Here is a 12,884-nt window from a genome sequence, read left to right on the forward strand (position 1 = left end):
GGTCTTATGCCGTGAGCTTGCCGCGGTTCAGCTGGGCCCACTGCAGCAGCATGATGGTTTTGGCATCGCAGATCTCGCCGGTCGCGATCATGGCGACCGCTTCATCAAAGGGAATTTCGAGAACCTCGATATCCTCGCCCTCATGCGCCAGGCCGCCGCCATCACCGGCCTTTTCTGTGACATCAACAAGCCCAACGAAGAAGCTGGTGCGCTCGGTGAGCGCGCCGGGGCTCATATAGGCATCGAAGAGGTGAGTGGCCTTGTCGACATGGTAGCCGGTCTCCTCCAGCACCTCACGGCAGATCGCGACTTCAGGCGTATCGTCGTCGAGCAGGCCGGCCGGCGCTTCGATCATATAGGCGGGATCGCCCTGCAGCAGCACCGGCACGCGCAGCTGGCGGACGAGCACGACGCTCTCACGCCTCGGATCGAACAGCAGGATGGTCGCGGCGCTGCCGTGATCATGCACTTCACGCGTGAGCGTCGCCGTGCCGCCGCCTGACATGTCCTGCTCAAGGGTGATTTCTTCCAGATGAATGAAACCGTCCGAGAGCGTGCGCCGCTCGATGATCCTGACACGGGGATCGTGGTGGTTCGTCATGGCGGGGTCCTTGGTCGGGAGAGGAAAGGATGTGGTCGCAGTCGACCGTCAGTGAATGTGTTCCGAAGGGGCGCAGCTTTCGCGTTCCATCTGCAAGGTCGTGTGGTGCAGGTCGAACTCGTCGCGCAACCGTTGTTCGATCGCACGCCGCACCGTCTCGCCGTCGGCCTCTTCCGCCAGAACGACATGCGCCGTCAGCGACGGCTGGCTCTGGGTGATCGCCCAGAGATGCAGATCATGCACCGAGGCAACGTCGGGCACGGTCGTGATTGCCGCATGGATATCGGCCAGGCGCATGCCAGGCGGCACGCCTTCCAGCAGAATGTTGACGCAGTCCTTCAGCAGCACCCAGGTGCGCGGAAAAACCATGAAGCCGATACCAACGGCGAGCAACGAATCGACCCATTGCCAGCCGGTAAACCAGATGATCGCCGCGCCTGTTATCACCGCCAGCGACCCGAGCATGTCCGACCAGACCTCGAGATAGGCGCCCTTGACGTTGAGGCTCTCGTCCTTGTGGCTGGTCAGAAGCCGCATGGAGATCAGGTTGACGACAAGACCGATGACGGCAATCAGCAGCATGCCGCCCGACTGGATTTCCTGCGGCAGCGACAGGCGCTGCCAGGCCTCGTAGAGAATGTAAAAGGCGACGGCGAGCAGCAGCAGGGCGTTGAAGGCCGCCGCGAGAATCTCGAAGCGGGCATAGCCGTAGGTGCGCAGCAGATCCGACGGCCGGCGGCCGACATGGATGGCGACCAGCGCGATGGCCAATGCCGCCGCGTCGGTCAGCATATGCATCGCATCCGAGATCAGCGCCAGGCTGCCGGTCAGAATGCCGCCGACGACCTCGGCCAGCATGAAGCCGCCCGTCAGCCCGAGCGCACCCCAGAGACGCGAGACTGGCGTGTTGCTGACATCCGCATGTTGATGGTCGCCGCTCATGAAGGCATCCGGTGGCTAGAGTCAGGGTGCCGGTTTCACCCAGACCCTGTTGTCATGGAAAGCCGCGCCGCCATAGGGCGCAACTGCATCGGCGCCAGTAAGCACATTGATGCCCTCCCCGTCGAGATGGGCGCCGTTCGGCCACAGGCCTTCAGCGATCACCACGCCGCGCCGCGCGCCGCCGCCGACCACCACATGCAGGCGCACTTCGCCGCGTTGGTTGCCGAGCTTGACGATATCACCGTCGCCGACGCCAAGTGAGGCGGCGTCATCCGCATGCATCATTACCATCGGGCGGACTTCCTTCTGGATCGACGACGGGGTCTCGGCGAAGGTCGAATTGAGGAAAGAGCGCGCCGGCGAGGTAGCGAGACGGAAGGGGTGTTTCGCATCCGTGACCTCGATCAGGTCGACATGATCAGGGAACTCAGGCAGTGCCGCATGCGGCCCCTGCAGACCCATCGACTTCGGGGGACGGTTCGGCGCCGGCGTGCCGGTCCAGTCCGCCTTGAAGCGGAATTTGCCGTCGGGATGACCGAAGCCCTTGAGATAATGCGCGTCCTCGAACGCCGGCTGACAGTCGAGCCACTTCTCGCGCTTCATCTCGTCATAGCCGATGCCGTAGTTGGCAAGCAGCCGGTCGATATGCTGGCGCTCGCTCAACCCAAAGCCGGCATGATCGGCGACGCCGAGGCGCCTCGCCAGTTCCTCAATGACGAAGAGATTGGTGCGCACGGTCGATGGCGGCTCCACCACCTTCGGCCCAATCAGGATGTGTTGATGGCCGCCGCCGCGATAAAGGTCGTCATGTTCCAGGAACATCGTCGCCGGCAGCACGACATCCGCAAGCTGCGCCGTGTCGGTCATGAACTGTTCGTGCACCGCGACAAACAGGTCGTCCCGCAGGAACCCGCGTTTCACCAGCCTTTGTTCCGGGGCGACGTTCACCGGATTGGTGTTCTGGATCAACATCGCCGTCACCGGGCCGCCATGGCGCAGCGCCTCGGCATCGCCGGTCAGCACCCGCCCGATCTGCGACTGGTCGAGCATGCGCACATCAGGATCGTGGAATGCGGTGCCGACAAGCTCACGCTTGTCGAGCTTGAAGATGTCGTTGTTGGAATGAAACGCCCCGCCGCCTTCGTGCTTCCACGATCCAAGAACCGTGGCAACGGAGGCGGCTGCATGGATCGCCACCGATCCGTTGCGCTGGCGGGTAAAGCCGTAACCGAGGCGGAAAAAGCTCTTCGGCGTCGTGCCGACGAGTTTCGCGAACGCCTCGATCTCCTGGACGGACAGACCGGTGATCGCCGACGCCCATTCGGGGCTGCGCGACTTCAGATGCGTTTCGAGCCCGGTCGGGTCATCGGCGAATTCGGCCATGTAGGCGCGGTCGGCATAACCGTCGCGGAAGGCGACATGCATCACCGCGCAGGCGAGCGCCGCATCCGTGCCCGGTCTCAGCACCAGGCCCATATCGGCCTGCTTGACCGTGGGATTGTCGTAGATGTCGATGACGACGATCTTGGCGCCGCGATCCTTGCGGGCCTTCACCGCGTGGGTCATGACGTTGACCTGGGTGGCGACCGCGTTTGTCCCCCAGATCACCACGCAGTCGGACTTCGCCATCTCGCGCGGGTCGGGGCCGCGCAGCGAGCCGGTTGCCATCGAGAAACCGGTCCAGGCCATATTGGTGCAGATCGAGCCGAAGAAGCCGGAATAGCGCTTGGCGTGGCGCAACCTGTCGATGGAATCGCGTTGCACTTGCCCCATGGTACCGGCGTAGAAATAGGGCCAGATGGCTTCGGCCCCATGCTTCTGCTCGGCCCTGACGAACTGGTCGGCGATCTCGTCGAGTGCCGCCTCCCAGGAAATCTCCTGCCAGTTGCCGCTGCCCTTCGCTCCGGCGCGCCGCTGTGGCACCATCAGCCGGTCAGGATGATAGATGCGCTCGGAATAGCGCGCGACCTTGGCGCAGATGACGCCAGCGGTGTATGTGTTGGCGGCGGCACCGCGCACGCGGCCGATGCGGCCTTCGGCCGTCAGGTCCACTTCCAGCGCGCAAGCCGAGGGACAGTCGTGCGGACAGACGGAGTGGCCGATCGACTTTTCTGCTTTGATGGGGGTCGCAACGTTCATGGCTTTTCTATATGGCATCGACAATCGGGCTCAAAGAGCCAAACGCGCATCCATCGAAACAATTGATCACAGCCATCGGCGGCCCTCATGAACTATCGGCATATCTATCACGCGGGCAATTTCGCCGATGTTCTCAAGCATGCGGTGCTGGCACGGCTCGTCACCTATCTCCAGCAAAAGGAGAAGGCGTTCCGGGTTCTCGACACCCATGCCGGCATCGGTCTCTACGATCTGTCGAGCGAAGAAGCGCAGAAGACCGGCGAGTGGCGCGACGGCATCGGCCGGCTGCTCGAGGGTGATCTGCCAGCGCCGGTCGCAGCTATTCTCGAACCCTATCTGGCGACCGTTCGCGAGCTCAACACCGGTTCGGAGCTGACGCGTTATCCCGGCTCTCCGAAGCTGGTTCGCATGCTTTTTCGCCCGCAGGACCGTCTGTCGGCGATGGAATTGCACCCTGATGACTACGAGACGCTGCACCGGCTCTTCGACGGCGACTTCCAGAGCCGGATCACCGAGCTTGACGGCTGGCTGGCGCTTGGCGCTCACCTGCCGCCCAAGGAAAAGCGCGGCCTCATCCTGGTCGACCCGCCCTTCGAGATCGAGGGAGAATACGAACGGCTCGCCGACGGCCTCGCCAGGGGTTATCGACGCTTTGCCGGCGGCACCTTCTGCCTGTGGTACCCCCTGAAGAAGAATGCGCCGATCAAGGCCTTCCATGAGGCACTCAAGGCGCTCAACATCCCGAAAATGCTCTGCGCCGAGCTTGCCGTGCGCAGCGACCGCGACACCACGGGATTGTCGGGTTCGGGCCTGATCATCGTCAACCCACCCTTCACGCTCAAGAGTGAACTCGACGTGCTGTTGCCCTTCTTGAAAACCCGGCTCGGACAAGACCGTTTCGCTTCGGCACGCTGCTTCTGGCTGCGTGGGGAAGAAGCAGCAACTCGGGGCCTTGACTGAAAGGCTCTTAAAGCCGCAATCTTGCGAGACGATCCAGGGAGACGCCCATGACTCGCAAGCTCGCCGCAACGCTTCTGGCCTCGCTTTCCTTCGCCGCCACGACAGCGCCCGCCGCTTCGGCGGCCGACTATCTCGGGACCTACCGCGACCAGCCGACGTCCTATAGCGCGGGCGTCTGTGGCGACGCCTCGGTTCTCGGCTTCATCACCTCGCGGTTCGAATACAAGGCGGCGAACTATCTGCACGCCAATCTCTCGATCGCCGAGATCCGCAACATGGGCCAGAACCGGCTGGAACTACGCGACTACACGCACCGCGTCGAGCGCGAGTATTGCCGCGCGACTGCCGTCATGACGGATGGCGACCAGCGGCCGCTCTATTATCTCATCGAGCGCAACTGGGGCTTTGCCGGCATCGGCCGGAGCATCGAGTTCTGCGTCGGCGGCCTCGATCCCTGGTATGTCTACGGCGCACATTGCGCTTCGCTTCGCTGACCATGCCGAGGTATTGCCGACAGCGCCGGCTCCTGCCGGCGCTTTTCGTTGTGTTGGCACTTGTCGGCTGCAGCGAAGACAGCGCCGAGAAGAAGCCGCCATTGCAAACTGCAGGCCACACAAAAACGGATGTCGCCCTCCCCGTCGGCCAGGGCTTTGATTTCTACGTCCTCTCACTCTCTTGGTCGCCGACTTGGTGCGATGACAACGACCCATCAGGCAAAATCGGACAGTGCAAGATCGGCAGCAACCGCGGGCTGATCGTACATGGGCTGTGGCCGCAGGATGAGCGAGGGTACCCCGATTTCTGCCCGACGCGCCAATCCGATCGTGTGCCGGAAGCGCTCGGCCGCCAGTATCTCGATCTCATTCCTTCGATGGGGCTGATCGGCCATCAATGGCGCAAACATGGCACCTGCTCGGGCCTCAGCCAGCAGGACTATTTCGCCGTGACACGTGCAGCGCGCGAGCGCGTTGCATTGCCGGCGGAACTCGGTGCTGCGCGTCGCGAAAATTCGATGTCCGTCAGCGCCATCGAGGCCGCGTTCGTGGCCAGAAATCCGGGCATGACGACAAACGCCGTCGCTGTTACCTGCGAGGGCAAGCGGCTGGAGGAAATCAGGATCTGCTTCGACAAGGCGCTGAGCTTCCGGCCCTGCCCCGAAGTGGATCGCCAGGCCTGCCGAAGAGACACCGTGACACTGCCTCCAGCATCCTAGGCCGATACCTTGCCAATGGGTGCGGGAGCCGCTCCTATGTTTTGAAACTGCGTGTGGCCTTCCGTACTCGATTTCGGGCGGTGCGCGCGAAAGTGAAAGATGCTCGATGAGAATACTCTACTCGCCCACATCCCCCTACTCCAACAAGGTCCGCATGGCCGCGCATTATGCCGGGTTTGCGGTTGAAAGCGTGCTGACCGATACCAATGCCAACTCGCCAGAGCTTATCGGCAGCAATCCGCTCGGCAAGATTCCGACGCTGATTACCGGCGATGGCAAGTCTATCTACGACAGCCGCACGATCATGCACTTCATCGACCGGGGAACGAAAGGCAAGCTCTACCCGAAGAATGCCGGCAAGCGCTTGGATATCGAAATCCTCGAGGCGCTGTGTGACGGCATTTGTGACTGCCTGCTGGCGATCGTCTACGAGAAGCGCATCCACCCGCCGGAAAAGGTCCATCAGCCCTGGATCGACATGCAATGGACGAAGATCGAACGCGGCCTCGACCATCTGAACGAAAACCTACCCAAGACCGGAGCCAAGCTGCATGCGGGGCATTTCGCGCTCGCGGCACTGCTGCGCTACATTGAGCTGCGCTTCAGCGGCGAATGGCAGCGGGGTCGCGCCAAGCTCAAGAACTGGCCGGCGAAGTTCGAAAAGCACTTTCCGGATTATTCCAAATTCAAAGCATAAAAAAAGGCCGGGTCACCCCGGCCTTCTTTCTTTGATCCGGCAGAAGCCGATCAGAACTTCACACCCATACCGACGCGAACGCTCTGCTCATCGTAACCGGTCGAGACGCTCGTACCGCCCATATGGAAGTCCTTCGAGCCGTAGTCCGTGTAGCGATACTCAACGCGGGCGGTGATGTTGTCCGTCACGAAGGTTTCGGCACCAGCACCAGCCGTCCATCCGACCATGGTCTTGTCGTCGGCGCCAGCCTGAGTTCTAACTTTGGCGTTACCGACGGCGAGACCGGCCGTGCCGTAAACCAGGACCGGGTTCAGATCGACACCGACGCGGCCGCGGATCGAGCCGTTCACACCTTGCGTAACGCTGCGGTTGCTGGAATGAGAATCGTTGCCGGCGTAGCCGATATCGGCTTCACCACCGTAAACCATTTGGCCGCTCTGAACGTTGTAGCCGCCATAGAGGCCGCCGCCAAATCCAACCGCGGGGTTGTTGCCGGTCGCGTCGGCTTCGCCATGGCGCCAATCAACGGTACCACCGACATAAGCGCCCGACCAGTTCTTCGCAGCCGGCTCGGTGTATTCAGCCGCCGGAGCCGCCGGAACTTCGTCGATCGCGTCTGCAGCGTGGGCGGCCTGGAAGGCGATGAGGGATACGGCCGAAGCCATGAGGGTGGTGGTGAACGTACGCATAAATATTCTCCTTTACGAACCGATGCCTCGAGGGTTGGGATCCCGCAATGAAACATCGGACAACTTTCAATTAACCCGCCCGGTTGAGCTGAAATTGGCCAGCAAATGAGGATTCACAAGAGCCAAAATGTGAAATTTTGGTGGCACAATCACGCCCAAAGTTTGATGTTGCTTTCACGCCACAGGAGTTTTATTAACCATCTTTCAAGATTAACGAAAGATATACTATATGGCTTCAAAATAATACAATTTACGTGAATTCCATTAATTTTTGCGAAATGAATCGTCAGGGAGAGTTTCAGGGCGGCGTTTCTTGCCTATATCTTCGTCCGCTGGCGCGAAGATTCGAAAAGCGGGATGAAACGTGAAGAAATCACTGAAGGCGGCACTCGTAACCGGTGGCGCCAAACGGATCGGCAAGGCTATAGTTGAAGACCTCGCGGCGCACGGCTTCGCGGTCGCAATCCACGCCAATGGCTCGCTCGATGAGGCGGAGGCGCTTGCGGCTTCGCTTGTCAAAACCGGGGTCGCAGCCGTTGCCGTGAAGGCGGACCTTACCGACACACAGGAAACCTTGGCGCTGATGGCGCAAGCCAACGAAGCGCTCGGACCGATCGACCTGATCGTCAACAATGCCTCGCTGTTCAAGAAGGATAGCCTCGACGCTTTCGACGAAGCCGTCTGGGACCGGCATTTCGCCCTGCATGTAAAAGCACCCTCCCTGCTCGCCCGCGATTTTGCCCGCCAGCTGCCACGCGGCGTCTCCGGCCTCGTCGTCAATGTGATCGACCAGCGCGTCTGGTCTCCAAACCCGCGTTTTTATTCCTATATGTTGTCCAAGTCCGCACTGTGGACGGCAACACAAACGATGGCTCAGGCACTTGCGCCGGATATTCGCGTCAACGGCATCGGCCCCGGGCCGACACTGCCGAACGAGCGGCAGGATCCTCGCGATTTCCAGGCTCAGGTCGATGCGGTGATCCTCAAGCGCGGTCCGGCGCTCGGCGAATTCGGGCGGACGATCCGATTCCTTTTCGACACGCCGTCGATTACCGGACAGATGATCGCGCTGGATGGCGGCCAGCACCTCGCCTGGGAAACGCCTGATATCAGGGAGATAGTGGAATGAACGGACGCGTGCCGACTGACGGCGGCATCCTTTATGACGGCAATGACATCGAAGACGACGACGACCTGATCGAGGCGCCTGAAGGCGTGCCCGCAGGCCCGGCGATCGAGTGGGCGGAGAATCGCAACGAGGTCGTGGGCCTCAAGGGCGCCGAACTGATCCAGGCCTTCGTCAAGCGGCTGCCGAACGGCCCTGGCGTCTATCGCATGTTCAATGAGGCCGGCGACGTCCTTTATGTCGGCAAGGCACGCAGCCTGAAGAAGCGCGTCGGCAACTACGCCCAGGGGCGCGGCCACTCCAACCGTATTTCGCGGATGATTCGCGAAACGGCGAACATGGAGTTCGTCACCACCCGCACGGAGATCGAGGCGCTTCTGCTTGAAGCCAACCTGATCAAGCGGCTCCGGCCGCGTTTCAACGTGCTTCTGCGCGACGACAAGTCCTTTCCCTATATTCTGGTCACCGGCGACAGCCGTGCGCCCGCCCTTTACAAACATCGCGGCGCACGCAGCCGAAAGGGCGATTATTTCGGCCCCTTCGCATCGGCGGGCGCCGTCGGACGCACGATCAACTCGCTGCAGCGCGCCTTTCTGTTGAGAACTTGCACCGACAGTGTGTTCGAGACACGCACGCGTCCTTGTCTTCTGCACCAGATCAAGCGCTGTTCGGCGCCCTGCACGGGCGAAATCAGCAATGAGGGTTATGCCGAACTTGTGCGCGAGGCCAAGGACTTCCTCTCCGGCAAGAGCCAGGCGGTGAAAGCGACGATTGCGGCGGCGATGGGCGAGGCTGCGGAAAACCTCGACTTCGAACGTGCCGCACTTTATCGCGACCGGCTCGCAGCACTCAGCCACGTTCAAAGCCACCAGGGCATCAACCCGGCCGGCGTCGAAGAGGCGGACGTCTTTGCGATCCACCACGAGGGCGGAACCTCCTGCATCCAGGTGTTCTTCTTCCGCACCGGGCAGAACTGGGGCAACCGCGCCTATTTCCCGAAGGCGGACCCATCGCTGCCGACGGCAGAGGTGCTTTCGGCCTTCCTCGCGCAGTTCTACGACGACAAGCCCTGTCCGCGGCAGATCCTGCTGTGCGAGGCAGTCGAGGAGCAGGAACTGCTCGGCCAGGCGCTCAGCGAAAAGTCGGGCTACAAGGTGTCGATCCAGGTGCCTCAACGCGGCGAAAAGAAGGATCTTGTTGATCACGCGCTTGCCAACGCCCGCGAGGCGCATGGCCGCAAGTTGGCTGAAACCGCGTCGCAGTCGCGACTGCTCGAAGGTTTTGCCGAAACGTTCAAGCTCGAACGCGCCCCACGGCGGATCGAGATCTACGACAACTCCCACATCATGGGCACCAATGCCGTCGGCGGCATGGTGGTCGCCGGCCCTGAAGGTTTCGTCAAAGGCCAGTATCGCAAGTTCAACATCAAATCGACCGACATCACGCCCGGCGACGACTTCGGCATGATGCGCGAGGTGATGACCCGCCGCTTCTCGCGCCTGCTCAAGGAAGAAGGCAAACCGGACCGGACTGCCGAGGTCGCCGAAGATGCAGCCTTCCCGGCCTGGCCGGACGTCATCCTGATCGACGGCGGCCAGGGACAGATGACGGCTGTCCGCACGATCCTGAGGGAATTGGATGTCGAAGACTGCGTGACGGCGATCGGCGTCGCCAAGGGTGTCGACCGCGACGCCGGGCGCGAGCGTTTCTTCGCGCTCGGGCGCGACAGCTTCACCCTGCCGCCGCGAGATCCGGTGCTCTATTTCATCCAGCGCCTACGGGACGAGGCGCACCGTTTTGCCATCGGCTCCCACCGCGCGCGGCGCAAGAAGGAGATGGTCAAGAACCCGCTCGACGAGATTGCCGGTATCGGGCCGACGCGCAAGCGAGCATTGCTCACCCATTTCGGTACCGCCAAGGCCGTTTCCCGCGCCGGCATGAACGACCTGATGGCGGTCAACGGCATTTCCGAAGCGGTCGCCCGGCTGGTCTACGAGCATTTCCATGAGGACGCGGCAAAATGACCGTTGCAGCGCAGCATGTCGAAGAGGACACGCGGAAGACGCTGTAATGGTTCAACCTTGCCGCATCGTTTCGCCCCCCGATCGATACCGATTTAAGGAATTATGCAGTGGCAATTCACCGGGCGTTCAGGTGAGATGCGCCAATTATGACAACCTTCGCACAATGACTTGTTGACCTGAGGGTCGCAAAGTCATTCTGTACCTCCGAGGAAGACAGAGAACCCGAATCCATGCCCACGCCCGTCGCCTACAGCATCCCCAACCTGCTCACCTATTTCCGAATCCTGATCGTGCCGCTGATCGTGCTCTGCTTCTTCGTCGAAGGCCGGCTGCACAGTTCGGATTTTGCGCGCTGGACGGCGGTCACTCTCTTTGCCATCGCCTCGATCACCGACTTCTTCGACGGTTATCTCGCCCGCATCTGGAAGCAGACCTCGAACATCGGCAAGATGCTCGATCCGATCGCCGACAAGCTGCTGGTCGCCTCGATCCTGCTGCTCGTTGCCGCCGACGGCACGATTGCCGGCTGGTCGATCTGGGCCGCCATCATCATTCTGTGCCGCGAGATCCTCGTTTCGGGTCTGCGCGAGTATCTGGCAGCGCTGAAGGTCAGCGTCCCGGTTACCCGCATCGCCAAGTGGAAGACGACGATCCAGATGGTGGCGATCGTCTTCCTGCTGGCCGGCCCCGCTGGCGACAAGATCCTGCCCTATACGACCGAGGCCGGTATCGTTCTGCTGTGGATTGCCGCGGCGATCACGCTCTACAGCGGTTACGACTATTTCCGCGCCGGCCTGAAACATGTGGTCAACGAATGAGCACCGTCAATCTCGTCTACTTCTCTTGGGTGCGCGAACGCATTGGCAAGGGTGAGGAAACGCTGGAAGTCCCGGCCGACGTCGTCACCATTGCCGATTTGCTTGCGCATCTGAAAACCCTTGGGGAAGAATACGAGACGGCGCTCGAGCACCAGAACGTCATCCGCGCAGCGATCAACCAGGAGCATGTCGAGCATGGCGAACCGATCGCCGGCGCGCGCGAGATCGCTCTCTTCCCGCCGATGACCGGTGGCTGACGCCATGGGCGCGGCCGTCACCGTGCGCGTGCAGCGCGAGGACTTCGATCTTTCGGCCGAGGTTTCCAAGCTCTCTTCCGGCCGCCCTGACATCGGGGCGGTTGTGACGTTTTCGGGCCTCTGCCGCGACGAAGCGGGCACGCTGACCGCTCTCGAGTTAGAGCATTATCCTGGAATGGCCGAAGCCGAAATCGAACGCATCTGCAGGCTGGCGGTCGAACGCTTCGGGCTGCAAGCGGCAACGGCGATCCATCGCTACGGCAAGATCAATCCCGGCGAAAACATCGTGCTGGTGATCACCGCCTCGCCGCACCGGCAGGCGGCTTTCGATGGCGCCAACTTCATCATGGATTTCCTCAAGACCTCCGCTCCCTTCTGGAAGAAGGAGCACTCGAGCGACGGAACGGCCGGCGGTTGGGTCAGCGCCAAGGATGCCGACGACACGGCGCGTGATCGCTGGAAACGCTGACATCAGGGGATGATTTTCTCCTGCCGCGTCACCGCGAGCACGATGACGAGGAAGCCGAAGATCGCGAAATCCCGCCAGAGGATCGGGCCATACGCGCCCCAGAGCGTTTCGAGCAGGCCGATCGCTGCTGCACCGAGCGCGGCACAAAGCGGCGAGGTCTGGCCGCCGATCGCCGCGATGAACAGCACCTTGACCCCGAAGGTTAGCCCGGTGCCGAAATCCATGTTGCCATAGTAGGACGCGGCCAGGATGCCACAGCAGGCGGCGATCAGCGACGCGGCGCCATAGGCGGCGATATAGACACGCGCCGCATCGATGCCGCACAGGGCAGCAGCGCCACGATCCTCTGACACCGCTCGCCACGACCGCCCGGCGCGACTATGCGCCAGAAACCAGTGACCGCTCGCGACCAGCGCCACCATCAACAGCGTGTTGAGCAACTGGATCACCGTCAGCGTCACCGGGAACTTGGCATCGGACCAGAAGACGATGTTGCCGTTCAGAAACGGTGGCAGCCACAGGCTCTTCGTTTCCGACGCCAGCCGCGCGGTCTCCATCAGCACCAGAAGACAGCCAAGCGACGCGACGACGACAGTGTTGGCCGACGAGAATGCAAGCGGGCGCATCACATAGCGCCCGGCGACAAGCCCTGCCCCGACGCCGAGTGTGAGGCCCGCTGCGGCGCCGAGGCCGAGCGCTACCGGCAGCACCAGCCACAGTTGGTTCCAGCCGAAATTGGCAAACAGCACGAACATCTGGCCGGCGAAGGCAAAGAGAGCACCGTAGGTGAGATCGGCCCGGCGGGTCACGGCAAAGGCGATGGCATAGCCGAATGCCAGCGCAGCATAGAGCGCGGCGATAGGGACGGCATTGGCGATCTGCTGCAGGAAATAGAGCATGGCGCATCCGGGAGCGTGACAACATCAATATAACTGGTAAAATCACATTT

13 protein-coding genes and 1 pseudogene are annotated in these 12,884 nt (G+C 61.8%); 9 read left to right on the plus strand and 5 right to left on the minus strand.

Annotation, left to right across the window (positions count from 1 at the left end; translation table 11 throughout):
* Positions 1 to 4: 4 nt before the first annotated feature.
* The 3 genes and pseudogenes from ASD00_RS35170 to ASD00_RS35180 form a co-directional block, all read right to left on the minus strand.
* On the minus strand, positions 5 to 601 hold the full coding sequence (locus ASD00_RS35170; RefSeq protein ID WP_025426492.1) for an NUDIX domain-containing protein: 597 nt from the start codon (positions 599 to 601) through the stop codon (positions 5 to 7).
* A gap of 51 nt (positions 602 to 652) precedes the next feature.
* Positions 653 to 1,543 (minus strand): annotated as a pseudogene (locus ASD00_RS35175) (cation diffusion facilitator family transporter); the annotation flags it as partial.
* A 21-nt stretch (positions 1,544 to 1,564) separates the two neighbouring features.
* Positions 1,565 to 3,700: a molybdopterin oxidoreductase family protein gene (locus ASD00_RS35180; protein ID WP_025426490.1), complete on the minus strand. Its 2,136-nt coding sequence runs from the start codon at positions 3,698 to 3,700 to the stop codon at positions 1,565 to 1,567.
* 69 nt (positions 3,701 to 3,769) lie between these two features.
* On the opposite strand from ASD00_RS35180, the gene ASD00_RS35185 reads away from it, so the two are divergent.
* From ASD00_RS35185 to ASD00_RS35200, 4 genes are all read left to right on the plus strand, one after another.
* Entirely contained in the window at positions 3,770 to 4,642 is an 873-nt protein-coding gene (locus ASD00_RS35185) for a 23S rRNA (adenine(2030)-N(6))-methyltransferase RlmJ (RefSeq protein WP_025426489.1), read from the plus strand.
* Between the two features lie 47 nt (positions 4,643 to 4,689).
* Entirely contained in the window at positions 4,690 to 5,136 is a 447-nt protein-coding gene (locus tag ASD00_RS35190; protein ID WP_025426488.1) for a hypothetical protein, read from the plus strand.
* A gap of 2 nt (positions 5,137 to 5,138) precedes the next feature.
* Positions 5,139 to 5,855 carry a ribonuclease T(2) gene (locus tag ASD00_RS35195; RefSeq protein ID WP_057211525.1) on the plus strand — a complete coding sequence of 239 codons (717 nt, stop codon included), beginning with the start codon at positions 5,139 to 5,141 and terminating at the stop codon, positions 5,853 to 5,855.
* 106 nt (positions 5,856 to 5,961) lie between these two features.
* Complete coding sequence (locus ASD00_RS35200; protein ID WP_025426486.1) at positions 5,962 to 6,552, plus strand: glutathione S-transferase; 591 nt, start codon at positions 5,962 to 5,964, stop codon at positions 6,550 to 6,552.
* A 50-nt stretch (positions 6,553 to 6,602) separates the two neighbouring features.
* Here ASD00_RS35200 and ASD00_RS35205 read toward each other — a convergent pair whose 3' ends face one another.
* Positions 6,603 to 7,241 carry an outer membrane protein gene (locus ASD00_RS35205; protein ID WP_025426485.1) on the minus strand — a complete coding sequence of 213 codons (639 nt, stop codon included), beginning with the start codon at positions 7,239 to 7,241 and terminating at the stop codon, positions 6,603 to 6,605.
* A 364-nt stretch (positions 7,242 to 7,605) separates the two neighbouring features.
* On the opposite strand from ASD00_RS35205, the gene ASD00_RS35210 reads away from it, so the two are divergent.
* The 5 genes from ASD00_RS35210 to ASD00_RS35230 all read left to right on the plus strand — a co-directional run bounded on the left by ASD00_RS35210 (position 7,606) and on the right by ASD00_RS35230 (position 11,935).
* Positions 7,606 to 8,370, plus strand: a complete 765-nt coding sequence (locus tag ASD00_RS35210; RefSeq protein ID WP_025426484.1) for an SDR family oxidoreductase — start codon at positions 7,606 to 7,608, stop codon at positions 8,368 to 8,370.
* Positions 8,367 to 10,391 carry an excinuclease ABC subunit UvrC gene (uvrC, locus tag ASD00_RS35215; RefSeq protein ID WP_025426483.1) on the plus strand — a complete coding sequence of 675 codons (2,025 nt, stop codon included), beginning with the start codon at positions 8,367 to 8,369 and terminating at the stop codon, positions 10,389 to 10,391. The genes ASD00_RS35210 and uvrC overlap by 4 nt, the downstream gene beginning before the upstream one ends.
* Positions 10,392 to 10,621: 230 nt before the next feature.
* Complete coding sequence (gene pgsA, locus ASD00_RS35220; protein ID WP_025426482.1) at positions 10,622 to 11,209, plus strand: CDP-diacylglycerol--glycerol-3-phosphate 3-phosphatidyltransferase; 588 nt, start codon at positions 10,622 to 10,624, stop codon at positions 11,207 to 11,209.
* Complete coding sequence (moaD, locus tag ASD00_RS35225; RefSeq protein ID WP_057211447.1) at positions 11,206 to 11,466, plus strand: molybdopterin converting factor subunit 1; 261 nt, start codon at positions 11,206 to 11,208, stop codon at positions 11,464 to 11,466. Before pgsA ends, moaD begins: the two co-directional genes overlap by 4 nt.
* Before the next feature lie 4 nt (positions 11,467 to 11,470).
* A complete protein-coding gene (locus ASD00_RS35230) occupies positions 11,471 to 11,935 on the plus strand; it encodes a molybdenum cofactor biosynthesis protein MoaE (RefSeq protein WP_025426480.1) in 465 nt (154 codons plus the stop codon).
* Positions 11,936 to 11,937: 2 nt separating this feature from the next.
* On the opposite strand, the gene ASD00_RS35235 is transcribed toward ASD00_RS35230, so the two are convergent.
* Positions 11,938 to 12,834 carry a branched-chain amino acid ABC transporter permease gene (locus ASD00_RS35235; RefSeq protein ID WP_025426479.1) on the minus strand — a complete coding sequence of 299 codons (897 nt, stop codon included), beginning with the start codon at positions 12,832 to 12,834 and terminating at the stop codon, positions 11,938 to 11,940.
* Between the last annotated feature and the right edge of the window lie 50 nt (positions 12,835 to 12,884).

The sequence above is a fragment of the Ensifer sp. Root31 genome, from assembly GCF_001424825.1.
Lineage (GTDB): Bacteria > Pseudomonadota > Alphaproteobacteria > Rhizobiales > Rhizobiaceae > Ensifer > Ensifer canadensis.

What these genes read in the sequence shown, in the direction of transcription:
- ASD00_RS35170 (WP_025426492.1), bottom strand. Translation starts at nt 601, where the DNA reads ATGACGAACCACCACGATCCCCGTGTCAGGATCATCGAGCGGCGCACG.
- ASD00_RS35180 (WP_025426490.1), bottom strand. Translation starts at nt 3,700, where the DNA reads ATGCCATATAGAAAAGCCATGAACGTTGCGACCCCCATCAAAGCAGAA.
- ASD00_RS35185 (WP_025426489.1), top strand. Translation starts at nt 3,770, where the DNA reads ATGAACTATCGGCATATCTATCACGCGGGCAATTTCGCCGATGTTCTC.
- ASD00_RS35190 (WP_025426488.1), top strand. Translation starts at nt 4,690, where the DNA reads ATGACTCGCAAGCTCGCCGCAACGCTTCTGGCCTCGCTTTCCTTCGCC.
- ASD00_RS35195 (WP_057211525.1), top strand. Translation starts at nt 5,139, where the DNA reads ATGCCGAGGTATTGCCGACAGCGCCGGCTCCTGCCGGCGCTTTTCGTT.
- ASD00_RS35200 (WP_025426486.1), top strand. Translation starts at nt 5,962, where the DNA reads ATGAGAATACTCTACTCGCCCACATCCCCCTACTCCAACAAGGTCCGC.
- ASD00_RS35205 (WP_025426485.1), bottom strand. Translation starts at nt 7,241, where the DNA reads ATGCGTACGTTCACCACCACCCTCATGGCTTCGGCCGTATCCCTCATC.
- uvrC (WP_025426483.1), top strand. Translation starts at nt 8,367, where the DNA reads ATGAACGGACGCGTGCCGACTGACGGCGGCATCCTTTATGACGGCAAT.
- pgsA (WP_025426482.1), top strand. Translation starts at nt 10,622, where the DNA reads ATGCCCACGCCCGTCGCCTACAGCATCCCCAACCTGCTCACCTATTTC.
- moaD (WP_057211447.1), top strand. Translation starts at nt 11,206, where the DNA reads ATGAGCACCGTCAATCTCGTCTACTTCTCTTGGGTGCGCGAACGCATT.
- ASD00_RS35230 (WP_025426480.1), top strand. Translation starts at nt 11,471, where the DNA reads ATGGGCGCGGCCGTCACCGTGCGCGTGCAGCGCGAGGACTTCGATCTT.
- ASD00_RS35235 (WP_025426479.1), bottom strand. Translation starts at nt 12,834, where the DNA reads ATGCTCTATTTCCTGCAGCAGATCGCCAATGCCGTCCCTATCGCCGCG.